Origin of the sequence: Saccharothrix xinjiangensis, from assembly GCF_039527585.1 — a bacterium.
In the GTDB taxonomy this organism is placed as follows: Bacteria; Actinomycetota; Actinomycetes; order Mycobacteriales; family Pseudonocardiaceae; genus Actinosynnema; species Actinosynnema xinjiangensis.
Map to the genome: position 1 here is coordinate 88,584 of NZ_BAAAKE010000027.1, position 22,943 is coordinate 111,526.

General features: G+C 74.5%; 24 protein-coding genes. 6 read left to right on the forward strand and 18 right to left on the reverse strand.

Going from position 1 to position 22,943, the window contains the following annotated elements; translation table 11 throughout:
* The first annotated feature begins 212 nt into the window (after positions 1–212).
* The 4 genes from ABD223_RS35335 to ABD223_RS35350 all read left to right on the forward strand — a co-directional run bounded on the left by ABD223_RS35335 (position 213) and on the right by ABD223_RS35350 (position 3,197).
* A complete protein-coding gene (locus ABD223_RS35335; protein WP_344041092.1) occupies positions 213–551 on the forward strand; it encodes a hypothetical protein in 339 nt (112 codons plus the stop codon).
* The gene (locus ABD223_RS35340; RefSeq protein ID WP_344041093.1) at positions 491–1,753 is read left to right on the forward strand and encodes a helix-turn-helix domain-containing protein; all 1,263 of its coding nucleotides are present in this window, start codon (positions 491–493) and stop codon (positions 1,751–1,753) included. Before ABD223_RS35335 ends, ABD223_RS35340 begins: the two co-directional genes overlap by 61 nt.
* Positions 1,754–1,901: 148 nt before the next feature.
* Positions 1,902–2,285: a hypothetical protein gene (locus ABD223_RS35345; RefSeq protein WP_344041094.1), complete on the forward strand. Its 384-nt coding sequence runs from the start codon at positions 1,902–1,904 to the stop codon at positions 2,283–2,285.
* 549 nt (positions 2,286–2,834) lie between these two features.
* Complete coding sequence (locus ABD223_RS35350; protein ID WP_344041095.1) at positions 2,835–3,197, forward strand: DUF1304 domain-containing protein; 363 nt, start codon at positions 2,835–2,837, stop codon at positions 3,195–3,197.
* Positions 3,198–3,214: 17 nt separating this feature from the next.
* On the opposite strand, the gene ABD223_RS35355 is transcribed toward ABD223_RS35350, so the two are convergent.
* Entirely contained in the window at positions 3,215–4,165 is a 951-nt protein-coding gene (locus ABD223_RS35355; protein ID WP_344041096.1) for a helix-turn-helix transcriptional regulator, read from the reverse strand.
* 126 nt (positions 4,166–4,291) lie between these two features.
* On the opposite strand from ABD223_RS35355, the gene ABD223_RS35360 reads away from it, so the two are divergent.
* The gene (locus ABD223_RS35360) at positions 4,292–5,251 is read left to right on the forward strand and encodes an alpha/beta fold hydrolase (protein WP_344041098.1); all 960 of its coding nucleotides are present in this window, start codon (positions 4,292–4,294) and stop codon (positions 5,249–5,251) included.
* Positions 5,252–5,362: 111 nt separating this feature from the next.
* Here ABD223_RS35360 and ABD223_RS35365 read toward each other — a convergent pair whose 3' ends face one another.
* From ABD223_RS35365 to ABD223_RS35445, 17 genes are all read right to left on the reverse strand, one after another.
* Positions 5,363–6,511 (reverse strand): ABC transporter permease, encoded by a 1,149-nt coding sequence (locus ABD223_RS35365; protein ID WP_344041100.1) that lies wholly within the window; start codon positions 6,509–6,511, stop codon positions 5,363–5,365.
* The gene (locus tag ABD223_RS35370) at positions 6,508–7,701 is read right to left on the reverse strand and encodes an ABC transporter permease (RefSeq protein WP_344041102.1); all 1,194 of its coding nucleotides are present in this window, start codon (positions 7,699–7,701) and stop codon (positions 6,508–6,510) included. Before ABD223_RS35370 ends, ABD223_RS35365 begins: the two co-directional genes overlap by 4 nt.
* A 26-nt stretch (positions 7,702–7,727) precedes the next feature.
* Positions 7,728–8,666: an ABC transporter ATP-binding protein gene (locus tag ABD223_RS35375; protein ID WP_344041104.1), complete on the reverse strand. Its 939-nt coding sequence runs from the start codon at positions 8,664–8,666 to the stop codon at positions 7,728–7,730.
* Positions 8,667–8,680: 14 nt separating this feature from the next.
* Positions 8,681–9,709 carry a right-handed parallel beta-helix repeat-containing protein gene (locus ABD223_RS35380; protein WP_344041106.1) on the reverse strand — a complete coding sequence of 343 codons (1,029 nt, stop codon included), beginning with the start codon at positions 9,707–9,709 and terminating at the stop codon, positions 8,681–8,683.
* Positions 9,700–10,203, reverse strand: coding sequence for a holo-ACP synthase (locus ABD223_RS35385; RefSeq protein ID WP_344041108.1), 504 nt, complete (start codon positions 10,201–10,203; stop codon positions 9,700–9,702). Before ABD223_RS35385 ends, ABD223_RS35380 begins: the two co-directional genes overlap by 10 nt.
* The gene (locus ABD223_RS35390; protein WP_344041110.1) at positions 10,200–10,973 is read right to left on the reverse strand and encodes an alpha/beta fold hydrolase; all 774 of its coding nucleotides are present in this window, start codon (positions 10,971–10,973) and stop codon (positions 10,200–10,202) included. Before ABD223_RS35390 ends, ABD223_RS35385 begins: the two co-directional genes overlap by 4 nt.
* 19 nt (positions 10,974–10,992) lie before the next feature.
* A complete protein-coding gene (locus ABD223_RS35395; RefSeq protein WP_344041112.1) occupies positions 10,993–11,841 on the reverse strand; it encodes an ester cyclase in 849 nt (282 codons plus the stop codon).
* Positions 11,832–12,290 (reverse strand): holo-ACP synthase, encoded by a 459-nt coding sequence (locus ABD223_RS35400; protein ID WP_344041114.1) that lies wholly within the window; start codon positions 12,288–12,290, stop codon positions 11,832–11,834. Before ABD223_RS35400 ends, ABD223_RS35395 begins: the two co-directional genes overlap by 10 nt.
* Positions 12,287–13,201, reverse strand: coding sequence for an ACP S-malonyltransferase (locus ABD223_RS35405; protein WP_344041116.1), 915 nt, complete (start codon positions 13,199–13,201; stop codon positions 12,287–12,289). Before ABD223_RS35405 ends, ABD223_RS35400 begins: the two co-directional genes overlap by 4 nt.
* 98 nt (positions 13,202–13,299) lie before the next feature.
* Positions 13,300–14,181 (reverse strand): alpha/beta fold hydrolase, encoded by an 882-nt coding sequence (locus ABD223_RS35410; protein WP_344041118.1) that lies wholly within the window; start codon positions 14,179–14,181, stop codon positions 13,300–13,302.
* A complete protein-coding gene (locus ABD223_RS35415; protein ID WP_344041120.1) occupies positions 14,178–15,446 on the reverse strand; it encodes an NAD(P)/FAD-dependent oxidoreductase in 1,269 nt (422 codons plus the stop codon). The genes ABD223_RS35410 and ABD223_RS35415 overlap by 4 nt, the downstream gene beginning before the upstream one ends.
* Positions 15,425–16,156, reverse strand: coding sequence for a nitroreductase family protein (locus tag ABD223_RS35420; protein ID WP_344041122.1), 732 nt, complete (start codon positions 16,154–16,156; stop codon positions 15,425–15,427). Before ABD223_RS35420 ends, ABD223_RS35415 begins: the two co-directional genes overlap by 22 nt.
* Positions 16,153–18,411, reverse strand: a complete 2,259-nt coding sequence (locus tag ABD223_RS35425) for a beta-ketoacyl synthase N-terminal-like domain-containing protein (RefSeq protein WP_344041124.1) — start codon at positions 18,409–18,411, stop codon at positions 16,153–16,155. The genes ABD223_RS35420 and ABD223_RS35425 overlap by 4 nt, the downstream gene beginning before the upstream one ends.
* Before the next feature lie 45 nt (positions 18,412–18,456).
* Entirely contained in the window at positions 18,457–19,530 is a 1,074-nt protein-coding gene (locus ABD223_RS35430) for an aminomethyl transferase family protein (protein WP_344041126.1), read from the reverse strand.
* Positions 19,531–19,537: 7 nt separating this feature from the next.
* The gene (fabZ, locus tag ABD223_RS35435) at positions 19,538–20,017 is read right to left on the reverse strand and encodes a 3-hydroxyacyl-ACP dehydratase FabZ (protein WP_344041128.1); all 480 of its coding nucleotides are present in this window, start codon (positions 20,015–20,017) and stop codon (positions 19,538–19,540) included.
* Complete coding sequence (locus ABD223_RS35440; RefSeq protein ID WP_344041130.1) at positions 20,014–20,313, reverse strand: acyl carrier protein; 300 nt, start codon at positions 20,311–20,313, stop codon at positions 20,014–20,016. Before ABD223_RS35440 ends, fabZ begins: the two co-directional genes overlap by 4 nt.
* A gap of 41 nt (positions 20,314–20,354) precedes the next feature.
* Complete coding sequence (locus ABD223_RS35445) at positions 20,355–21,101, reverse strand: 3-oxoacyl-ACP reductase family protein (protein ID WP_344041132.1); 747 nt, start codon at positions 21,099–21,101, stop codon at positions 20,355–20,357.
* Between the two features lie 142 nt (positions 21,102–21,243).
* On the opposite strand from ABD223_RS35445, the gene ABD223_RS35450 reads away from it, so the two are divergent.
* Positions 21,244–22,860, forward strand: coding sequence for an FAD-dependent monooxygenase (locus ABD223_RS35450; RefSeq protein WP_344041134.1), 1,617 nt, complete (start codon positions 21,244–21,246; stop codon positions 22,858–22,860).
* The last annotated feature ends 83 nt before the right edge of the window (positions 22,861–22,943 follow it).

The window sequence follows — 22,943 nt, forward strand, 5'->3', positions numbered from 1 at the left end:
ACACCCCTCCGATGCCCGGAAGACCTGCCTCGTCCCCGACGCCCCGGCCCCCTGGAACCGGCGCTCGCGGGTCACTCACGGTCACCGGAACGGTAGGCTGTCGGGACGAGCCGCCCCAGTGTCGACGTGCACAGTGCGCCCGGCCCCCGGTCACCCCGCGCTGCGCCGCGCGGGTCCGGGCGGGGAGAGCGACGGACGAGGAGCTGCCCGGAGTGCCGAGCCGGCCCGCGCGGACGGGCGCCAACCGCCGCACCGCCGACGACCACCTGCGACTGCTGTGCCAGGCGGCGGCCGGTCCGGACGGCGTGCGGCGCGTGCTGGAGCTGATCGCCCGTCGGCTCGCCGGCGAGGTCGTGCTCGCCGGGCCGCGCGAGGGGCAGTCGGTCGCGGTCCCACCGGACGCCGGGCGGCTCCTCCGCGCGGTCGACGAGGACCTCGCCGGGGAGGTGGCCCGGACTCCCGCGGCAGGCTCTCCTCGCGGTGCCGGGACGTGTTCGGCGAGGCCGCCTGGGTGGTGCCGTGCCCGGTCTACCGCGGGCACGTCATCGTGATCGCCCCCGGCGGCGAGGGCGGAGCGGGCCGCGCCCCGGTGCCGCCGCCGGGCAGCCTGATCCGGGAACTGGCCGAGGCGGCCCCCGAGACCCTGATGCGCGTCGGGCTGCGGGTGGCGCTGCGGGACGTCCCGATCGGGTACAAGCAGGCCTTCCACGCGCTGTCGGTGGCCCGCTCCCGGCCCGAGCGGTACGCCCGGTTCTCGCCCGGCGGCGAGCTGGGCGAGCTGCTGGGCCCCGCCGGGCGGGACTGGGCCGCGCGGACGCTCGCGCCGCTGCTGGCGTACCGGCCCTCCCGGTCCCAGGACCCCGACGCCTTCGAGTTGCCGACGACGCTGCTGTCCCGGCTCGACTTCGGCGCGCGGGCGGCGTCGCAGCTCAAGGTCCACCGCAACACGCTGTCCGCGCGCCTGCGGCGCATCGGCGACGAGCTGGACCGCGACCTCACCCGGTTCGCGACCCGGGCCGAGCTCCACCTGGCGCTCCAGCTGATCGACCAGCGGCCGCACGCCGGCGCGCCGGCCGAGGTGGTCGGGTTCACCGAGCTGTTCGACCGCCCGGAGGTCCGGCGCTCGGCTGTCCCCGCTGCTGCCGGCCAACCGGCGGGCGCTGCTGACCACCGTGCGGACCTGGTTCCGGCACGACCTGCGGACGGCGCCCGTCGCCGCCGAGCTGGGGATCTCGGCCCACGGCCTGCGCAAGCGCCTCGCACGGGTCGAGGAGCTCCTCGGCCGGGCGCTGCCGGCCGGCCCGTCGGCCCGGTACGACCTGCACCACGCGCTCCGCGTGCACACCGGCTCGGCGTCGGTGTGACCGCCTGGACCGCGGGTCCCGGGCCGGCCACCCGGACGCGGGTCCCGGGGCTCGGTCAGCGGCGCGGGCCGGCGCGCGCCGCGAGCGCGTCGTGGTCGGTGTGGGCCGTCGGCTCGATCTCCGGCGCGGGCGCGGCGAGGGTGCCGCAGGCGTGCTGGATGCCGGGGGCCTGGGTGGCCTCGGCGCCGGTCGGCGTCCAGTGGTCCCGCGGTGCGCACGAGGCGCGCCGGTTGACGTCACCGGCGAAGATCGTCGGCCGGCCGCGGGAGGACAGGACCGCGGCGGGCGGCCGCATCGAGGACGAAGGGCTCCACGACGCCCCGTCCTCCCCGAACCTCGGGCGAGGTTCCGGCAAGCGGCGAAGGCGGATGTCCTTCCACCAGGCCTGATACACGATCCGCGGCACGGGGTTCGGTGTGCGGGCGTCGGGGCTGCGGGAGCCCTGGGCCGATCGAGTGGCTGCTGTTCCACGAGGACCGGACGGAGGTGATCCTTGCTGCGACCGGGGATTCACGGACTTCGAGAGGATGGGACTCAGTGTCGAGAACCGTTCAGCGGGTTGCAGCAGTGGTGTTCGCGGTCCTGGCTCTGGCCGGGACCGGTGTGGCGGGCGCGCAGGCGTCGACGGCGTTGGCGGAGCGGGAGTTGGTGACCCTGCCGGTGCCGCCGCTCAAGCCCGCCGAGGGCAAGGTCGAGGCCACGTCGGTGCACTGCGTCTGGCGGTACTACCCCGGCCGCAACTCCACCGTCTGGGCGGACTGCCACCAGATCGGCGGCGGCGCGTCCGGCTTCTCGGTCTCGGTGTCGTGCAGCGACGGCAGCGTCCACAGCAGCAAGGTGACCCGGTTCGGGACCTCCGCGATGGCCTACTGCCCCGGTGCCACGACGATGCTCAGCTTCACCCTCCGGGCCCACTACTGACGACCGGGCGGCGCTCCGGCGCCGGGTCGGTGGAGGACGGATCCGTCGCTGCGGACCGGAGCGCGCTCGTCGACGCCGCGCTGTGCGCGGACCGACGTCGGAGAACCGCACCACGGCAGGGGTTCGACGCACCGCGCCGGGCCCCTGCCGCTCGCGCCCCCGAAGGTGGTGCCGGCTGCACCAGCGGTGTGCAGCACCGGGGATCGTGGAGCGCTCGGGGCGGTGGCGACACTGTGCGGGTCAGTGCGAACCGTCCAGAGGGGAGTGTCCCTCGTTACGTGATCCCAGTCGGCGTTACGTGATCCCAGTCGGTCCACCGGAACCCGCCCGAGCCCGGCGCGCCGGCGGCGCGGTGCGATCGCCGCGGCGATGGTGGCGGTGGCCGGTCTCGCGGTCACGCAGGTGGCGTCGGCGGGCGCGTCGGGGAGCAGGCCGAGGCCGGTTCACGACAAGGCCCTGTGCGCCACGAAGCAGGACCCCGATCACACGGCCGGCGCGGTGGCGCGTCCACCGCACCGGCCGGTCCGGACCGGGGTCTACGCTCCGACCGTGAAGATCGCAGCCGACGTCCTCACCGCCCTCGTGGCGGTCATCCACCTCTACATCCTGGTGCTGGAGATGTTCCTCTGGAACACCCCTCGCGGGCGCGCCGCGTTCGGCACGACCGAGGAGTTCGCGGCCGAGTCGCGGGTGCTGGCCGCCAACCAGGGCCTGTACAACGGCTTCCTCGCCGCGGGCCTGGTGTTCGCGCTGATCGCGCCGGGCACGACCGGGTTCGCGTTCGCCGCCTTCTTCCTGGGTTGCGTGGTCGTGGCGGGCGTCTACGGCGCGGTGACGGTGAGCCGCCGGATCCTGGTGGTGCAGGCCGTGCCCGCGGCGGTGGCGTTGCTGTTCGTGCTGCTGGCGGGGTAGTCGGCGGCGGGCAGGTCTCAGCCGTACCGCTCGACGAGCGCGTTGCCGATCGAGGCCAAGCGGTCCCGCACACCCGCGGGGCCGGTCACGTCGAGCCATTCGACCAGCCCGGCGAGCTCTCCGGCGAGCGCGTACTCGTTGTAGCCGCGGATCACGACCTCGATGCGGCCATCGGTCGTGGAACCTCCGACATCGAGCCGGTCGCCGAGCACCATCCGGAGCCGGGCCATCCCGTCGGGTGCGCAGGTCGCCTGGATCTCAAGGGGCGTCCGCCTGCGTTCGACCTCGTCGGCGATCTCGCGCCAGCTCTCGGCGAGGTCGAAGTCGTCGGGTCGGCGCACGGGGTCGTCGGTCGGGTCGGCGGACGACACGCGGTCGATCCGGAAGGTCCGCCGGCCGGCGTCGGTGTCGCAGACGAGGTACCACCACGGGCCTTTGGCGACGATGCCCAGCGGGTGGGTGGTCCTCTCGGTTCCGACGCCGTTGCCGTCGACGTAGCCGAGCCGCACCTGGACGCCGCGGATCACCGCGTCCTGGAGCTCGTCGAGGAAGCGGGGCGGCGGCCGGTGCTCGACCCGGCCCGACCCCCACCGCTGCGGGTCCCTGACCAACGACGACGCCGCCGCCTCGGCCTGCGCCCGGAAAGGCTCCGGCAGGGCGCGGACGAGCTTGCGCAGCGCTGCTCTCACGGCCGGCGTCGCAGCCGAGGCCGGGCCGGCGACCAGGAACAGGGCGCGGGCCTCGCCCGCGGTCAGCCCGGACAGGTCGGTGCGGGCGCCGCCCACGAGGCGCCAGCCGCCGCCCCGGCCCTGGATGGAGTAGACGGGCACGCCGGCCATGGCCAGGGCGTCGAAGTCGCGGCGGGCGGTGCGCTCGGACACCTCCAGCTCCCGGGCGACGTCCGCCGCTGTCAGCTGCTCGCGCTGTTGCAGCAGCAGGAGGACGGCCATCAGCCGGTCGGCTCGCACACCGCCAACACTCCCACGGGAAACCGGTCACGGGGTGACCTGTTTCGGTCGGCACGATGGCGACATGACCGCATCGGCCGCCAGTCGCGCCGACGCTGACGCCCCGAACGACAGAGAGGAAACGCGATGTTCGATCCGACCGACTTCCCCGAACCCACCCTCGTCCCCGTCAACGGTGTGGAACTCGAGGTCTTCGAAGCGGGCCGGGAGAACGCGGGAAAGCCCATCGTGCTCTGCCACGGCTGGCCGGAGCACGCCTTCTCCTGGCGCCACCAGGTGCCGGCCCTGACCGCGGCGGGCCACCACGTCATCGTCCCGAACCAGCGGGGCTACGGCAACTCGTCCCGTCCCGCCGAAGTGACGGCCTACGACATCGAGCACCTGTCGGGCGACCTCGTCGCGCTCCTCGACCACTACGGCTACGAGGACGCCACCTTCGTCGGCCACGACTGGGGCGCGTTCGTCGTCTGGGGCCTGACCCTGCTGCACCCGAACCGGGTGAACGGCGTGGTGGCGCTGAGCCTGCCCTACCAGGAGCGCGGAGAGACGCCCTGGATCGAGTCCATGGAGGCCGTGCTCGGCCCCGACTTCTACTTCGTCCACTTCAACCGGCAGCCGGGCGTCGCGGACGCCGTGCTCGACGAGCACGCGGCCCGGTTCCTGCGCAACCTGTTCCGGAAGAACCAGCCCCCGGAACCGCCTCGGCCGGGTATGGCGATGATCGACCTCGCCAGGGCGGAGACACCCCTCGGCGAGCCCGTCATGAGCGAGGGCGAACTGGCCGTCTTCGTCTCCGCCTTCGCGTCGACGGGCTTCACGAGCAGCATCAACTGGTACCGCAACCTCGACCGCGACTGGCGTCTGCTGGCCGACGTGGACCCGGTCATCCGGCAGCCCGCGCTCATGATCTACGGCGACCGTGACGCGGTCCTGAGGTCCGAACGGCTGACGGAGTTCGTGCCCGACGTGGAAGTGGTCGGTCTGGACTGCGGTCACTGGATCCAGCAGGAGAAGCCGGACGAGACGAACCAGGCGATCCTGGCGTGGCTGGACCGTGCGAGCGGCCGCCCGAAGCAGGTCCGGTGAGCGGGTCGGAGCCATTCGCCGATCGCCGCGATCACGAACCCGCCACCGGATCCCATCGACCATCGCCACACCGGCGAACGGCCGGCAGCCCGACGACGTGCCGAACACGCCTCAGACCGACTCCAGCGCCCGCCGCCGGAACACCGCCACCGCCACGCCCAGCGCCACCACCGCCATGCCCGCCAGCACCGCCACCTCCACCAGCACCGAACCCAGCCCCGCCGACGGTCGGGAGAGCTCCAGCAGCGCGTCCATCGCCCACGAGTGCGGGAACAGGTACCCGATCGTGTTCAGCGGTTCGCCGGCCACCTCGCGCGGCCACAGGCAGCCGCCCAGCATGCCCAGCACGATGCCCACCGGCGGTCCGATGGCGGGCGCCTGCTGGGGCGCCCGCACCAGCGCGCCGACCAGCATCGCGGCGCCCGTGGCGATCAGGCAGAACAGCGCCACGACCACCGCCACGCCCACCGGGTCGCCCCACCCCACGTCGAACAGGAACCGGCTCACCACGATGATCAGCAGGGACTGGGCCACCGCGACCAGGAACCGGCTCAGCGCCTCGCCGAGCAGCACCTGACCCTGCCGGACCGGCGCCGCCAGCGAGCGGCGGACCATGCCGATGCGGCGGCTCTCCACCAGGGCGGCGGCCACGGCCATCGAGTTGACGAAGGTGAACAGCAGCAGGTTCGCGGGCGCGGTGTAGGCGAAGCCGGTCGGCCGGTCGGGCTCCTCGCCGCCCGACGAGGACACGGTGACCGCCACCGCCTCCTCCCGCGCCTTCCGCACGTAGGCGTCGGCCTGCTCCGGCGACGCGCCCGCGGCCCGCGCCGCGCGGGTCGCCTCCAGCACCGCCGACACCCGGCCGACCGCCACGTCGATCTCGCCGCGCGCCGCCATGCCGCTGCCGCTGGTCTGGTTCACCACCAGCTCGAAGCCGGTGTCGCCGGGCCGCATGACGAGACCGGCGGCGAGCGCGCCCCGGCGGACGCCGTCGCGGACGTCCTCGGCGGACCCCGCGCGCCGCACCTCCAGCGCCTCGTCGGCCTCCAGCTCGGCGAGCACGGCCGCCGACACCGGGTCGGAGGTGTCGGCGACCACGGCCACCGGCAGCTCCGCGTCCGCCGCGTCGCCGCCCAGGGCCATGCCGACGAACACGATCGTGATGAACGGCATGACGACGATGAAGAACATGCCGACCTTGTCGCGCACCTGGCGCTTCAGGTTGGCCAGCACCAGCGCGGTGACCGGGCGGGGCCTCACGCGAACCTCCCCTTGCGGAAGCGCAGGAGCGCGAGCGCGCCCGCGACGACGCCGATGCCGGTGACCACGGCGACCGGGAGGAGCACGGCGGACGGGCCGGCGCCGGTGGCCGCCAGCTCCGACAGCCCCGCCGACACCCACCCGTTGGGCGTGATCAGCGAGACCTCCCGGAGCCACTCGGGCAGGTTGTGGACGGGCACGATGCTGCCGCCCAGGAACGCGAACACGAACGCCACGCCGAGCGTCAGGCCGTCCGCCTGCGCGTCGGTCCTGGCCCCGCTGGCGACCAGCATCACGATCGCGGTCACCGCGAACACGTGCGCCAGCAGCAACAGGAACACCCCGCGCGGGTCGCCCCAGCTCGCGCCGAAGATCAGCACCGAGGACAGCCAGGTCGCGCACGTGCTGACCAGCGCCAGCCCGAACCCGACGACGCCCTTGCCGACCAGCGCCGTCCACAGCGGGACGGGCGCGGCGCGCATCCGGTCCAGGGTGCCGTTCTGCCGCTCGGTGAGCAGGCTGCGGGCCGTGGTGCCGACCACGAAGAACGCGAACATCACCGCCATGCCCGAGCCGTAGTGCACGGCCAGGTCCACCGGTCCGCCCGCGACCGGGTCGCCCTCCAGCGCCAGCGTCGGCCCGGCGGCCCCGTTCTCCTCGACGAACAGCTGCACCCGGTCGGCCGGCACGCCCGCGTCCAGCGAGGCGCGCACGGCCAGCGTCCGGGCCTGCACCAGCGAGGAGATCCGGTCGACCATGCCGCGCGCCACGACACCCGCCAGCGGCGACTCGGGCGACTCCAGCACGGACACCCGCCCGCCCCGGCCCGCGCCGACGCCCTCGCTGAACCCGGCCGGGAACACCAGCGCGGCGCCCGCCTCGCCGCCGTCCACGGCGGAGCGCGCCGCGCCCTCGTCGGGGTACCGGCGGAACGTCAGCACGCCCTTCAGCTCGTCGGTCTCCAGCGCCTCGCGCTGCACGCTCGCCGGGAACTCGCCGCCGTCGAGGTCGACCACGCCGATGGTCGCCTTGAGCGGCGGGTCGTCGTCGCCGCCCAGCGCCAGCCCGAACAGGGTGGCCAGCAGGATCGGCGCGAGCAGCGCGATGAGCGGCGCGGTGCCGTCCCGCAGCCGCGACCGCAGCTCGTGGCCGCCGACGACCAGCAGGGGCCGCACGGTGTTCTTCGCCAAGGTATCGACCCCTCGCTCGGCCCGCGTCAGTCGCGCAGGGTGCTGCCGGTCAGGTGCAGGAACGCGGCTTCCAGGTCGGGTTCCACGACCTCGACGCCGGTCACCGCCCCCGCGTCGCCCACGGCGGCCAGCAGGGCGGGCAGCACGTGCCGCCCGCCGGTGACCAGCAGCCGGAGGGACGAGGACCCGGTCGCCACGACCTCGGAGACGCCCTCGACCACCCGCAGCCGCTCCGCCGCCGCCTCGACGTCGCCGTCCAGGACCAGTTCCACGCGGTCCGTGCCGCCCAGTTCGGCGACCAGCTCGCGCTTGGTGCCGTCGGCGACCACGCGGCCCCGGTCGATGATGCCGACCCGGGTGCACACCCGCTCCACCTCCTCCATGTAGTGGGAGGTGTAGAGCAGGCTCATGCCCTCGGCGACCAGCGCCTCCACCCGGTCGAGGATGGCGACGCGGCTCTGCGGGTCCACGCCGACCGTGGGCTCGTCGAGGATGAGCAGCCTCGGCCGGTGCAGCAGGGCGACGGCGATGTTGGTGCGCCGCTTCATGCCGCCGGAGTAGGTGTCCACCTTGTCGTCGCCGCGGTCGGACAGGCCCACCAGCTCCAGCACCTCGCCGATGCGCGTGGTCAGCTCGCGCCTGGGCAGGCCGTACAGCCGGCCGAAGTAGCGCAGGTTCTCCCGCGCGGTCAGCTCCGGGTACAGCGCGATCTCCTGCGGCACGTACCCGACCAGCCGCTTGGCCGCCACCGGGTCCTCGGCGACGTCGACGCCGCCGACGCGCACCGAGCCGGCGTCCGGGCGCAGCAGCCCGACGAGCATGGAGATGGTCGTGGTCTTGCCGGCCCCGTTGGGGCCGAGCAGGCCGTAGGCCTCCCCCTCGTCGATGTGGAAACCGACCCGGTCGACCACCGCCTTGTCGCCGTAGCGCTTGACCAGGCCCTCGCACACCAGCGCAGGCGTCATGCCGTCCTCCCGGGTCAGGGTCCGCACCCGTCGATCGCCTCCGGCTGGGAAGAGCCCACCACGTTGTTCCGGAAGCGCTGGTTGCCCGGGTCGGTGCCGAGCTGCACGTCGAACGGGGTGTTGCCGGTGATGGTGTTCCACTCGAAGGAGTTGTCCACCGAGTCGGAACCGCCCCACTCGGCCGACGAGCCCAGCACCAGCGCCGCGCCCATCACCGACGGGCCGCCGGGCGCGTTGCCGTGCAGCCGGTTGCCGACGACGGCGACCCGCCGGACGCCGATGGCGCCGATGCCCACGCCGGAGATCGGCGGGCCGGCGAAGCCCGGCGCGTCGGGGTCGTCGCCGCCGGAGGCCAGGGTGTTGCCGGTGATGTCGTTGTCCGCCACCAGCACGTCGGCCACGCCGCCGGGCAGCTCGCCCTCGTAGGTCTGGTGCAGCAGCAGCACGCCCGCCGCGTTGCCGTGGCTGCGGTTGCGCACCACCCGTGCGCGGCTGGAGTTGTCGACGAACACGCCGAAGGCGTTGGCGGTGGCCTCGCAGTCGGCGATCAGCGCGTCGGCGGCGGAGCAGAACGCCAGCGCGATGCCGCCGTACTGGCTGCCCTCCGCGCGGCAGCGCAGCACCTCGACCTTCGAGGACTCCCGCACGTACAGGCCCCACACCTTGTTGGCGACCGACTCGACGTCGACCAGCCTCAGGTCGGTGGCGGTGTGGGCGTAGACGCCCGCGCCGGAGAAGCCGCGCACGGTCAGGCCCTCGACCCGCACGCCGGACACCCCGTGCGCGGTGATGCCGCTGACCACGCCGGCGGGCGCGTCGTGCAGCGGCGGCACGGCGGTGGGCGCGACGGGACCGGGGACGATCACCGTCCGGCCCGCGCCCGCGCCGACGAGCGCCACGTCCGGCCTGCCGATCACCAGGCTGCCCTCGTAGGCGCCCTCGGCCAGGCGCAGCACCGCGCCCGGCGCGCAGGCGTCCAGCGCATCCTGGATGGACTGTCCCGGTTGGATCCGAACTTCGGCCGCGGCCTCGGTCACGGGCATCGCAGCGCTCCTCTCGACGTCGTGGTCAGTATGGCAAGGGCGACGACCAGGTCACCGCGGAAGCCCCAGCGGGCCAGGCCCACCACGGCCGCGCCCTCGCGGGGATCGGCGAGGCGGGCCAGCGCGGCGGACCCGCTGGCCCCGCCCACGGCGTAGGCGCAGCGCTCGGTCATCGAGACCCCGGTGGCCGCTTCGACCTCGGGCACCGCGGCCGCCAGCAGCGGTTCGGCCCACTCCGCACCGGGCAGCGGCGCCTCGCCGCTCGCTTCGAAGTCGTGCCAGGAGAAACCGGGCGGGCGGCCCCCGACCGCCTTGACCAGGCATTCCTTGACCGCGACGGTGGCCGCGGTCGCCAGGCCGGGGTCGACGTGCAGCTCGCGCTCGGCGGGCGAGGCGACGTGCCGGGTGTAGGCGGGTCCGCTGTAGGACATGGCGCGCGTCACCCGGGCGACGTCCACCACGTCCACCCCGAACAGCACGAGCGGCGCGGTCATCCGGTGGCTCGGTCCAGGAACCGCAACAGCTCGGCGGTGTAGGTGTCGGCGCGCTCGATCATGGGGATGTGCCCGCAGTCCTCGACGATCACGAACTCGGTGTTCGCGTGCCCCGGCACCAGCTCCAGCCACGGCCCGACGGGCGTCATGCGGTCGTGGCGGCCCCAGATGTAGAGCGACGGGCAGCCGACCTCGGCCACGGCGGCGGGGACCTGGTAGGTCCGCGTGGCGCGGATGCTGCGGGCCATCGCGACCATGGCCGACCCCTGCCGCAGGAGCTGCGCGGTGGACTCGACCTGCTCCTCGGTGAACAGCGGCTCGCCGTGGAACAGAGCGGCCAGCATCCGGTCGCGGAACTGCTCGCCCTGCAACCGCACGTCGCCGCGCCGGTCCATGTTCAGGCCCACGTCGGGGTCGGCGCTCAGGCCGGGCGCCCCGCTGACCGCGATGGCCCGGACCCGGTCCGGGAAGCGGCCCGCCAGGTCGAGGGCGACCAGGCCGCCCAGCGAGTTCGCGCAGATCACGACCTCGTCGGCGCCGGCCGCGTCCGCGGCCTCCACCAGGGCGTCGCCCAGGCGCTCGATGGAGCCGGCGACCCTGGCGTCGACGCCGCAGATGGGCTCGACGGTGCGCAGCACGGGCCACCCGGCGTCGGCGAGCGCGGCGAACGGGCGGTCCCAGATCCAGCCGCCCGCGAACAGGGCGGACATGAAGGCCACCAGTGGCCGCCCGCCCGCCGCGGGCCGGTGTTCGGCGGTGAAGACCGTCATCGGGCAGCTCCTGGCGTGATCAGAAGAGGGGGCCGGGGGTGGGGGTGGCGCCGCACGCGCAGGTCCGGCCGGCGCTCGCGTCGACCACCTCCTGGCAGTCGGGGCAGCGCACGTGGACGCTCTGCCGGTCCAGCGTCCACACGCTGGTGTACGCGGCCGTGCACAGGCCGCCGCGGAAGAACTTGCGCATGGCGCGCTGGTGCGGGCGGGCGTGCACGGCGCGCACCGACTCGGGCCGGTCGAACGCGGTGAGCGTGTACTTGCGGTTGCCCATCTCGAACGTGCCGAAGCCGAGGAAGCCCTGGGAGGCGCGCAGCGACTTGACCACCTCGGTGCTGAGCAGGTCCACCTCCGGGCTCTCCACGTCGTCGCGGAAGTCCAGGTAGGTGAAAGCCAGCACGCCCGGGTAGGCGGTCCGGCCGGACGGCGTGCGGGCGCTGACCCCGTACTCGCGCAGCTCGTCGCGGGCGGGCAGGAACTTGGCCGACTGACCGAGGGACGCGGCCAGGGCCACGCGGTCGAAGTGCCGGCTCACCCGCACCTCGCCGTCGACGACGGTCAGCACGTCCGCTCCGGCGACCGAGGCCGTGCCGCCCGTGCCCGGTATGCCCAGGTAGGGCGCGCGGTGCGTGGCGGACAGGGTCCAGGTGAGCACGGCCGTGCCGCCCGCGCCGGCGGGCTCGGCGAAGTCCAGCGCCAGGTCCGGGAACCGGGTCAGCACGCTCTCGACGTGCGCGACGAGGTCCGCGCCGGCGACCGGCTCCGGGGTGTCGGGGTCGGCGAACGACGTCACCGCGTCGGCGATGGCGGCCGGGTCGCCCGCGCGCCAGGCGGCGGTCCACCGGCGGGCGGTCTCGATCAGGTCCATGCGCTCACCGCTTCCAGGTCGTGGTCCTCGGGCAGCCGGGCGGAGGACAGCGCCACCGCGAAGGCCAGGTCGGCGGTGTGGCTGACCGAGACCCGGATGCGGGCGCCGCCCGCCTCCCCGCCGCCCGCCTCCCGGCCGCCGAGGACGCCGGTCAGGCGCACGCCCGGCGGGTGGCCGTGCAGGCAGGCGGCCGTGCGGTGGCACAGCGGCGTCGGCCGGGGCAGGACCTCCACCGCGCCCAGGTTCGCGGGCGTCGCGGGCTCCCCCAGCAGCCGCAGCACGGCGTGCTTGGCCGCGAGCCGGCCCGCCCAGTGCTGGAGGGTGCGCCCGGCGCCGGAGCGCAGCCGCTCCGCGCGGGTGAACACGGCCTCCAGCGGCATCGGGTCCACCAGCTGCCACGGCGCGGTCAGGCCGCCGAAGGCCACCGACGCGCCACCCCACCCGCTCATGCCGCGGGCTCCGGGCGGCGCAGCCGGCGCAGCACCGCCGGGTCGGACGTGCTCGCGCACCGCACGCCCACGCCGCGCAGCAACCCGGCGAGCACCTTGCTGTCGCCGACCTCCACCAGCGTCCCGGCGCCGGCGAGCACGCGCATCGTCTCGGTCCACCGCACCCGCGCGGTCAGCTGCGCGATCAGCGCGTCCACGATGGTCGGCAGGTCGGTGGTGGGCTCGGCGGTCGCGTTGGGGATCACCGGCACCCGCGGCGGGCTCATCGGGGTGGCGCGCACGGCCTCGGCCCACCCGTCCAGCGCGCCCGCCATCAGCGGCGAGTGGAACGCGTTGCCGACCTTGAGCGCCACCACCTTGCGGGCGCCCGCCGCCTCCGCCGACGCGACCAGCCGGTCGATCGCGGCGGCCGCGCCGGAGACCACGGTGTGGTCCGGCGCGTTCTCCAGGCCCACCACCAGCGGCTCGCCCGGCCGGGCGGCCTCGGCGGCCAGCTCCTCCACCCGCTGCGGGGTCAGGCCCAGCACCGCGGTCATGCCGCCGGTGACGGGCAGGTCGGCCATCAGCCGGGCCCGTGCGCCGACCAGCCGGAACGCGGTGTCGACGTCCAGCACGCCCGCCGCGCACAGCGCGCTGATCTCACCCACGCTGTGCCCGGCGACGAGGTCCGGTTCGACGCCCGCGGCCCGCACCGCGGCCAGCGCGGCCAGGTTGCACGCGGTCACCGCGGGCTGCGCGTGCAGGGTGTCCACGAGCTTGGCCAGCGGTCCGCGGGCGCACAGCTCGGACACCGGCTCGGGCAGCAGCTCGTCGGCGCGCGCGACCACCGCCGCGGCCACCGGGTCGCGGCGCAGCCAGCCGCCCATGCCGACCCGGGCGGTGCCCTGCCCGGGGAACACGAAACCGATCACCCGCGTTACCTCCCTCGCCTGCGTCCCTGCCGTGCCCTGGTCCTGCCGTGCCCGCCCCGCCCGCCCTGCCCTCGTGCCCGCCCTGCCGGGGCCCGCCGCTAGAGCCGGCGGCGCCGCGTGGGCACGGCCGCCGCCCGCTCGGTGCCCAGGAAGCCCAGCAGCAGCTCGGTGACGACCTGCGGCTGGTCCAGGGGGATCCAGTGGCTGGCGTCCTCGACCCGCTCGTAGCGCCACGGGCCCTTGACGAACTTCTGCGAGCCCGTCATGCCCTCCTCCAGCAGCGCCTTGTCCCCGGTGGACCAGACGCCCAGGGTCGGCGCGAGCACGGGCGGGAAGTTGCTCTCCACGCGCAGCTCGGCGGCCGGCGAGCGGTTGGCGCGGTACCAGTTCAGCGCGGCCGTGAGCGCGCCCGGCTTGGCCAGCTCGCGCGGGTAGCGCTGGTGGTCGCCCTCGCCGCCCATGATCTCCTTGAACAGCCGCCACCCGTTGCGCCGCAACAGCTGCTCGCTGACGCCGGGGAACTGGTAGAAGAGCATGTACCAGCTGGCCGCGCGCTGCTCGATCGACGGCGTGCTGAACACGCCGGGGTGCCCGACCGAGAACACCGCGAGGTGGTCGACGCGGCGCGGCATCAGGAACGCGTACATCCAGGCGATGGCCGCGCCCCAGTCGTGGCCGACGACGTGCGCCTTGGCGATCCCCAGGTGCTGGGTGAGGCCCACGACGTCGTTGACGATCGTGCGCATCTCGTACGCCTCGGGCTCCTGCGGCTTGCCGGAGCCGCCGAAGCCGCGCAGGTCCGGCGCGACGACGCGGAAACCCGCCTCCACCAGGGGGTCGATCTGGTGGCGCCACAGGTAGTGCGAGTCGGGGAACCCGTGCAGCAGCACGACCGGGTCGCCCTCGCCCTTGTCGACGTAGGCGATGTCGACGCCGTTGACGTGCGCCGAGCCGGTCAGCAGACTGTCCTTCGTGGTCATGCCCTCTCCCTGAACAGCCTCTCGGCGAAGAACTCGCTGAAGCCGAAGTCCGGTACGTCCTCCGGTGGCACCATGTTGAGCAGGCCGGTCACCGACGCGGCGAAGTTCTCGGCCATCAGCTCGCGCGCCCGGCGGCGGCGCTCGGCCGCCTCCGGCCCGAACTCGCAGTGCAGCCGGGCGATGATGTCCGCGCCGAAGTGCAGGCGCCCCATGCGGAACGCCCGCTCGGCCAGGTACGGCTCGAACGCGGCGGGCGACCAGTCGTCGCCGCCGACGAGCACCTCGCACACCTCGCGGGTGTCGCGCAGGCTGCACGACAGGCCGGTGCCCAGCACGGTGTCGGCGTTGCCCGCCTCGTCGCCCACGAGCACCACGCCGTCCATCACGACCGGCTGCTCGGGGAACATCGCCACCGACGGCCACACCTTCAGCGGGCCGATGGGCCTCGCGGCGGCGTACACCGACTTGCCGCCGTCGGGCAGTGACCGCAGCTCGAAGTCGGCGATGAACCGCTTCTCGCCCTCGGGGCCCTGGTAGCGGCGGCTGTTGGCGGTCGGGAAGTTGATGTAGAGGCGGGCGTTGCCGTCGCCCTGCGGGAACACCATGAACATCTTGTCGTCCTCGGTGCCCATCGCCTGCACGTCCATCGGCCAGTCGTCCAGGCCGGTGACGCGCACGCCGCCGCCCCAGTGGTGGACCGAGGTCGCCATGTGCACGCCGACCTGGCGGCCGACCGTGCAGCCGCGGCCGGTGGCCCCGATGACCAGGCGCGGCTTGACCAGGTGGTCCTGGCCGCCGTGCCGGTAGCGCACCTCGGGCTTCGACCCGGCGGTCACGTGCGCCCGCTGCGCGCCCATCACGACCACCGCGCCGCTGTCCTCGGCCTGCTCGGCCATCAGCGCGCAGACCTCGTGGTGCGGGAACGACATGGGGCCGCCGACGCCGGGCACGAAGCGGGTCATGTCGACCGTCTCGGCCTCGTCCGGGTGGACCGTCTCGTCCCACTGCGTCCACTCGCGGATCTCCCACGCCCCGCCGAGGCCGAACGCGTCCTCGACGCCGAGCGTCTGGGCCTCGCGCAGGCCCCACGGCGCGATCCACTCGCCGCGCACGATGTCCTCGTAGGTGTCCTGCTTCTCCAGCATCACGACGGACAGCCCGTTGGCCGACAGGTACGCCGCCGCGGACGCGCCCGCGATGCCGCCGCCCACCACGACCACGTCGACACCGCTGTGCTCGACGGTCATGCCCGCCACCTCTCCCACGACGTGCGCTCCTTGGCCGGTACCCGCCTGGCCGGGCGGAACTCGGTGCCGATCGTGTAGGCGACCGGGACCATGCACACCTGCGTGACCCCGGCCGGGATGCCCAGCAGCTCGCCGACGTGGCGCTCGAACGGCAGGTGCATGTTGGTGATCGTGCTGCCGAGGCCGCGGGAGCGGAGCGCCAGCTGGAACGACCACACGGCCGGGAAGATCGAGCCGTAGAAGTTGCTGGCCCGCATCGCGCCGATGCGCACCCGGTCCTTCCACGTGCCCGCGTTCTCCGAGGCCAGGTCCTGCCCGAGCCACTCGGCGTCGATCGCGCCGATGTCCGGCGGGCGGCCCAGCACGCACGGGATGACCAGCACCGGCACCCGGGCGATGGTCCCGGCCAGCGCGGCGGCGGACTCGTTGTTCCGCCGCGCCTGCGCGCTGTTGCGCCGCCGGCCCGACCGCGTCCACACCTCCTTCTGGTGGAACTGCCAGGAGATGTCGAACAGCTCGGCCAGCCGGTCCTTGACGGCCTGCTCGGTGATCACGACCCAGCGCCAGTTCTGCTGGTCGTTCGCCGTGGGCGCCTGCACGGCGACCTCCAGCGCGTCCTCGATCACCGCCCGGGGCACCGGGCGGTCCAGGTCGAGCCTGCGCCGCACCGACCGGGTGGTGGTGAGCAGCCGGTCGGTCTCCGGGACGTCGAAGGGGGTGCCGGTCATACCGCACCCAGCAGGGTCCCGCCGCGCACCGAACCGGGCGCGGCGCTGAGCACGAGGGCCTTGGCGGGCGCGGACGGCAGCTCGGGCTTGGTCACGTAGGACTCGACCGCGCCCGCGCGGGGCTCGGTCAGCGCCGGGATGGCCGGGGCCACGCCGTCGCGCAGCGCCAGCGCGGCCAGCGCCAGGTTCAGCGCGCCGGTGGCCGCGCCCGCGTCACCGGTCAGGCCCGCGGTGGCGGTGAGCCTGGCGGACGGGACCGCGTCGAGCACCGCGCCCGCCTCCGCCCCGTCGGTCGCGACGCCGGTGGCCGCGCCGACGACCAGGTCCACGCCGTCGGTGGGCAGGGCGGCGAGGGCGCGCTCCACCAGGGCGCGCTCGTCGTCGCCGTTCGCGCTCGCGTGGGCGCTGGCCAGCACCCGCGCGTACGGGGTCGCGCCCCGGGCGGCGGCGTGCGCGGCGGACTCGACGACCAGCGCCACCGAGGCGGACGCGGGCGCCTCGGCCGAGTCGCGGTCGTACGGGGTGACCCGCGCGCCGTCGCCGGGCCCCGGGGCCTCGTCGGCGGCGACCACGACCACGACGTCCGCCTTGCCGGTGCGGATGGTCTCCACCGCGCAGTCCAGGGCGATGGAGGCCGACGCGTTGCCGTTGCAGATGGTGGTGGTCGGGCCGCGCAGGCCCAGGGTCTGGCAGACCGCGCCGCCCGTGGCGTTCAGCACCACGTTGGAGAAGCTGAGCACGGCGGGCTTGTTCGGGTTGGCCAGCACGCTCTCGTCGAACCCGTCGGTGCTCTCCACCGAGCCCGCGGCGGTGGCGAAGACGACGCCCACGTTGTCCAGGGCGGCGCGCGGCAGCTTGAGCCCGGCGTCCTCCCACGCCAGCCGGGAGGCGGCGATGGCCATGCGGGACAGGTTGTTCATGTGCCGCCACAGCGAGCGCGGCGCGAACGTGCGGCCTTCCAGGGACGGCGTCGCGCCGACCGCGGTGCGGCCGTTGGCGACCGCCTCGGCGATCTCGGCGATCCCGGTGCCCAGGCCGGTGACCGGGCCGAGCCCGGTGACGACGACCTCGGTGGCCGGCAGCTCGTCGTGCTCGCGCGGCCCGCCGGGGCGGCGCAGCACCAGCGAGGCGTTGTTGCCGCCGAACGCGTAGTTGTTGGACACCACGACGTCCATCTCCAGCGGGCGCGCGGTGTTGGGCACGAAGTCCAGCGCGGCCTCGGCGATCGCCTCCTCGGTGAACCCGATGGTCGGCGGCGCGGTCGCGGTGCGCAGGGCCAGCACGCCGGCCACCGCCTCGACCGCGCCCGCCGCGCCCAGGGTGTGCCCGATGAAGCTCTTGATGCTGCTGGTCGGCACCCGCGGGGCCCGCTCGCCGAACACGGCCCGCATGACCTTCTTCTCCATGGCGTCGTTGGCGGGCGTGCCGGTGCCGTGCCCGTTGACGTAGTCCACGGCGTCGGTGCCCAACCCCGCGTCGGCCAGCGCCCGGCGCATGGCGGTGACGCCGCCCCGGCCGGTCGGGTCGGGCGCGGTGGCGTGGTGGGCGTCGGCGGACAGGCCGTAGCCCGCCACCTCGGCCAGCGGCTCCGCGCCCCGGGCCAGCGCGTGGTCCAGCGCCTCCACGACCAGGAACGCCGCGCCCTCTCCCAGGTTCAGGCCGTCGGAGCGGCTGTACGGGCCGCACGGGCGGGAGCTGAGCGCCTGGAGGCCCGCGAACCCGGCGTACGTGCCGAACAGCAGCGGGTCCACGCCGCCCGCGAGCACCACGTCCGCCTCGCCGGTGAGGATCTTGTCCTTGGCCAGGCCGACCGCGTTGCCGCCCGCCGCGCACGCGGTGGAGACCAGGATGCGCGGGCCCGCCATGCCCAGCTTGCGGGCCACGACGTCACCGGTGGCGTGCATGGGCTGGTAGCCGCCGGCCGCGGTCGGGGTGGCCTGGCACTTGCCCAGGACGAGGCCGAACCGCTCGGCGGGGAGCGCGCCCAACCCCGCCTGGGCGACCGCCTGCCGGGCCGCGACGAGGGCGAGCCGGGCCGTGCGGTCCAGCCCGGCGTCCTCGGCCGGCAGCTGCCCGTCGATCCACTCGTCGGGCACCTGGCCCGCGAACCTGGCGTCGAACGCGGCGAACCGCTCGTCGGCGACGGCGGTGATGCCGCCCTCGCCCGCGGTGAGCCGCGCCCAGAACTCCTCCGGGTCCCGGCCCACCGCGCAGATCACCCCGAGACCGGTGATGACCACTGGGCGCAGCGCCATGCTTGCTCCTCCTCGCGGCCCCGGATCGCGATCCGGGGCACCGGGTCAGATGATCGGGGTGCTCCAGCTCTTGGGCGTGACGTACGGGCTGGTCAGCGTGGTCACCTCGGTGTCGCCGACGGTCAGCCTGAGCCCGGCGGCGGCCAGGTCCGGCGGCAGCCGCAGCAGGCCGAGGGTCGACTTCAGGCCGGTGCTGCGCACGGCGTGCACGACCTCGCCGATCGCCTCGCCGTCGACGGTGACCGGCGTGCCGGGCGCGGGCACCTCGTCGCCGCCGGCGAAGCCCACCGTGCGGCGCGTGGCCTCGCCCTCGAACGCGGCCACCACGGCGTCGCGCCCGACGAACTCCTCCTTGGTGATGTCCACGAGCCACCCCGCGCCCATCTCCAGCACGTCCACGCCCTCGCCCGCCTCGTGGCGGACGACCGGTTGGCGCACCTCCAGCATCGCCAGCTCCACGGCCTGCTGGCCGGCGGGCACGGCGTGCTCCAGGGCCTTGGCCCACAGCCGCTCGGCCGCCTCGCGCGGCACCAGCGCCTTGTAGCCGTACTCCCCCGTCACGCCGGTGCGGGCGAAGACGATGTCCGCGCCGTCCCACTGGGCGTCCACGACGGACTCGAACGGCAGCGCGGCCAGCTCGCCGTCGATCAGCCGGCCCACCACGCCCCAGGCGTACGGGCCCTCCAGGCCGAACAGGGCGTGCTCGGCGGTGCGGTCGGTGATCTCCACGTCGGGCCCGGCGTGCGCGCGCAGGTGCTCCAGCAGGCGGGTGCCCGCGCCGGTGGAGGACTCCAGCAGCAGGCCGTCCTCCCGGCCCCACACCACGACCTGGTCCACGACGGCGCCGTCCTCGGCGAGCACCAGGCTCGTCATGCAGCGCTCGGCGGTCAGGTACTCCACGTCCCGCGCCAGCACCCGCTGCGCGAAGTCGGTCGCCCCGCTGCCGGAGACCTCCACGATCCGCTCGCCGGACAGGTCCAGCAGGGCGGCCCGCTCCCGGATCGCCTCGTACTCGGCGTCGGGCGCGCCGAAGCTCAGCGCGACCTCGGCGTCCAGGACGGTGCCGTACGCGGCGCCCTCGGGGTGCGCGGACCTCACCGGCGACGTCAGGGGTTCCATTGTCGTGTCAGACCTTTCCGGTAGGGCTGGTGGCAGCCGGGTCGGCGATGGTGATGGTGCCCTCGGCGGCGACCTGGCCGTCGACCCTGGCGCTCACCTTGAACTCGCTGAAGCCGCGTCCACCCGCGGTGCGGTCGGCGGTGAGGACGAGCTGGTCACCCGGCACGACGGGGCGGCGGAACCGCATCGACCGCACGCCCGCCAGGTAGCCGATGGGTCCCGCGCCGGCGAGGGCGAACACCACGCCCGCCAGCTGGGCCATCGCCTCGACGAGGATCACGCCCGGCAGCACGGCCGCGGCCGGGAAGTGCCCCTGGAACCACAGCTCGGTGGCCGCCACGTTCTTGATCCCCACCGCGCCGACGCCCGGTTCGACCTTGTCGACCCGGTCCAGCAGCAGGAAGGGCCAGCGGTGCGGCAGGATCTCCCGGAGCTGGTCGTTGGTCAGCGGCTTCCCCGCGCGCACGGGCTCCCGGGTCGCGGTCATGCCGGGCGGGTCCGCTCGGCCAGGGCCGGGTTGACGTGGTCGGCCAGGCGCGACACCGAGCCGAACACCGACATGTCGCTGTCGTAGAGGGCGACGCCGAACTCGGCTTCGATCGCCACGTACAGCTCCAGCACGTCCAGGCTGTCCAGCTCCAGGCCGCGGCCGAACAGCGGCTGGTCGTCGGTGATCCACGCGGGTTCGATCGGCAGGTCCAGCCGCGAGACGATCATCTTCTTGATCTGGGCGCACGTCTCGTGGCGGGCAGCCGCCGTGGCGCGCAGTTCGTCGAGGGTCACGCTTCTCCTTCCGTCCGCTGGGGTGCTCGCGGCTCGATGGGTCAACCGAGCCCGCCGCCGTTGGCGACGAACGTCTCGCTGGTGATGTAGGAGGCCTTGTCGGAGGCCAGGAACGTGACCAGGTTCGCGATCTCCTCCGGCCGGCCCATGCGGCCGAGCCGGATGCGCGAGGCGTAGCCGTCGCGGAGCTTCGCGGGGATGACCCTGGTCATGTCGGTCTCGACGAAACCCGGCGCCACCACGTTGACGCGCACGCCGTGCGGCGCGGCCTCGTAGGACAGCGCCTTGGTGAACGCGATGATCGCGCCCTTGGAGGCGACGTAGTTGGTCTGGCCGGGGAAGCCGCCGTCGAGGCCGCTGGCGGAGCTGAGGGTCACGATCGCGCCGCGCCGCTGGTGCTGCATGATCCGCATCGCCTCGCGGCACGCCAGGAAGGTGCCGTGCAGGTTGATGTCCATCGTCTCGCGGAAGGTGTCGCTGCTCATCGCGACGAGGTGCCGGTCCCGCGTCACGCCCGCGCTGGTGACCAGCACGTCGAGCCGGCCGTGCTCGGAGCGCACGGAGCGGAACAGCTCGCGCACCGCGTCCTCGTCGGTCACGTCGGCCCGCACCGCGCTCGCGCTGCCGCCGTCCCGCTCGATCCGCGCGACCAGGTCCTTCGCCTGCTCCTCGGAGCGCGAGTAGTTGACCACGACGTGGACGCCGTGGGCCGCCAGGTCGATCGAGACGGCCCGCCCGATCCCCCGCGACCCGCCGGTGACCACGGCGACCGATCCTTCGGCGAACATGGCGCCTCCCCCCGTTGTCCCAGGCTTGCCCGCTCCGCGCCCGTCGTTCGTCCCAAACGGTACTGACCTGCGACTTCAAGGCTCTATCACTTCGATATCCGCCTCCTTGACGCTCCCGCGGCCGTGTCGCAGGCTCCTCCGCATGGCTGACTTCGAGGTCGACGTCCTGATCGTCGGTGGTGGCCCGGTCGGTCTCGCCGCGTCGATCGAGTGCTCGCGGCACGGGTTGACGTCGCTGCTGGTCGAGCGGCACGCGGGGACGTCGATCTTCCCCAAGGCGCGCCTGGTGTCCACCCGCACGATGGAGCTGGTGCGGGCGTGGGGACTGGCGGACGAGGTGGAGCGCGTCGGCCTGCCGCGCGAGGACAGCCTGGCCGTGGGCGTCGGCTCGTCGCTGACCGCGGCCGACTTCCACCGCGAGGTCGCGCCCCTGGCCGAGGACGCGCCGCACAGCCCCACGTACACCTACATCTGCGCGCAGGACAGGTTCGAGGTGGTGCTGCGGGCGGAGGCCGAGCGCGCGGCCGGCGCGGACGTCCGGTTCGCCACCACGCTCACCTCCCTGGAGCAGGACGGGTCCGGTGTGGACGCGGTGGTCGAGTCGGCGTCCGGCGTCGCGGCGGTCCGCGCCCGCTACGCCATCGCCGCCGACGGCGGGCGCAGCACCGTGCGCGCCCGGCTCGGCATCGGCGTGGAGGGGCCGCCACCGCTCGGCCACATGATCAGCATCATGTTCGACGCCGACCTGGTGCCGCTGCTGACCGACCGGATGTGCGCGCTGTACTTCGTCCGCAGCGCGATCCCGTGCGCGGTGGAGGCCGTGGACAACCGGCGGCGCTGGATCGTCCAGACCGGGTACGACCCGGCGGAGGGCGGCAGCGAGGCCGACTTCACGCCCGAGTTCTGCGTGCGGGTGGTGCGCGAGGCCGTCGGCGTGCCGGACCTGGACGTCGAGCTGGTCGGCGTGATGCCGTGGTTGCAGCAGGCGGTGACCGCCACGCGGTTCCGCTCGGGCCGGGTGTTCCTGGCGGGCGACTCGGCGCACGTGTCGACGCCGCAGGGCGGGTTCGGCATGAACTGCGGCATCCAGGACGCGCACAACCTGGTGTGGAAGCTGGCGGCGGTGCTGTCGGGCGTGGCGGGCGAGGCCCTGCTCGACACCTACGACGCCGAACGCCACCCGATCGGGGAGCGCACCGTCGGCGAGAGCCTGGCCAACGCCCTCATCACCTTCCGGATGATGGAGGGCGAGCTGTCCATGAAGGAGGCCATCGAGCAGCAGGCGGGCCGCCGCAGCTGCGAGGGCCTGGTGCTCGGCTTCCACTACGAGTCGGCCGCCGTCGTGCCGGACGGCACCGGCGCGCCGTCGCCCGACGACCCCTACCGGACCTACGTCCCCACCGCCCGGCCCGGCCACCGCGCGCCGCACGTGCCGCTGGCGCGGGGTGGCGAGGAACTGTCCACACTGGACCTCATCGGGCCGGGGCTCACCCTGTTCACGCCGGCGGGCAGCGGGTGGGCCGAGGCGGCGGAGGAGGTCGGGTCCCCGATCGGCGTGGCGGTCGGGGTGGTCGAGGTGGCCGCGTCCGCCGAGGGCTCGTCGGCCGTGGTGTCCCCGACGTGGGCCTCGGTCTACGGCGTGGGCGAGGCGGGCGCGGTGCTGGTGCGGCCGGACGGCCACGTGGCCTGGCGCACCACGGCCCCGGTGTCGGTGGACGCGCTGGCCGCGGCGGTCGACGCGGTGCTGGCCCGCGCCTGAGCGGTGCGCCGGATCCCGGGACCGGGTGTTCGGCCGGTCCCGGAGTTCGGCGCAATGCCGCCGATCGGATGCGCGCCGGTCGG

What these genes read in the sequence shown, in the direction of transcription:
- ABD223_RS35385 (WP_344041108.1), bottom strand. Translation starts at nt 10,203, where the DNA reads ATGACCGCGCCGCTCGTGCTGTTCGGGGTGGACGTGGTGGACGTCGCC.
- ABD223_RS35400 (WP_344041114.1), bottom strand. Translation starts at nt 12,290, where the DNA reads ATGAGCGGGTGGGGTGGCGCGTCGGTGGCCTTCGGCGGCCTGACCGCG.
- fabZ (WP_344041128.1), bottom strand. Translation starts at nt 20,017, where the DNA reads ATGACCGCGACCCGGGAGCCCGTGCGCGCGGGGAAGCCGCTGACCAAC.
- ABD223_RS35375 (WP_344041104.1), bottom strand. Translation starts at nt 8,666, where the DNA reads ATGACGCCTGCGCTGGTGTGCGAGGGCCTGGTCAAGCGCTACGGCGAC.
- ABD223_RS35425 (WP_344041124.1), bottom strand. Translation starts at nt 18,411, where the DNA reads ATGGCGCTGCGCCCAGTGGTCATCACCGGTCTCGGGGTGATCTGCGCG.
- ABD223_RS35430 (WP_344041126.1), bottom strand. Translation starts at nt 19,530, where the DNA reads ATGGAACCCCTGACGTCGCCGGTGAGGTCCGCGCACCCCGAGGGCGCC.
- ABD223_RS35380 (WP_344041106.1), bottom strand. Translation starts at nt 9,709, where the DNA reads ATGCCCGTGACCGAGGCCGCGGCCGAAGTTCGGATCCAACCGGGACAG.
- ABD223_RS35390 (WP_344041110.1), bottom strand. Translation starts at nt 10,973, where the DNA reads ATGACGGTCTTCACCGCCGAACACCGGCCCGCGGCGGGCGGGCGGCCA.
- ABD223_RS35395 (WP_344041112.1), bottom strand. Translation starts at nt 11,841, where the DNA reads ATGGACCTGATCGAGACCGCCCGCCGGTGGACCGCCGCCTGGCGCGCG.
- ABD223_RS35360 (WP_344041098.1), top strand. Translation starts at nt 4,292, where the DNA reads ATGTTCGATCCGACCGACTTCCCCGAACCCACCCTCGTCCCCGTCAAC.
- ABD223_RS35445 (WP_344041132.1), bottom strand. Translation starts at nt 21,101, where the DNA reads ATGTTCGCCGAAGGATCGGTCGCCGTGGTCACCGGCGGGTCGCGGGGG.
- ABD223_RS35410 (WP_344041118.1), bottom strand. Translation starts at nt 14,181, where the DNA reads ATGACCACGAAGGACAGTCTGCTGACCGGCTCGGCGCACGTCAACGGC.
- ABD223_RS35450 (WP_344041134.1), top strand. Translation starts at nt 21,244, where the DNA reads ATGGCTGACTTCGAGGTCGACGTCCTGATCGTCGGTGGTGGCCCGGTC.
- ABD223_RS35420 (WP_344041122.1), bottom strand. Translation starts at nt 16,156, where the DNA reads ATGACCGGCACCCCCTTCGACGTCCCGGAGACCGACCGGCTGCTCACC.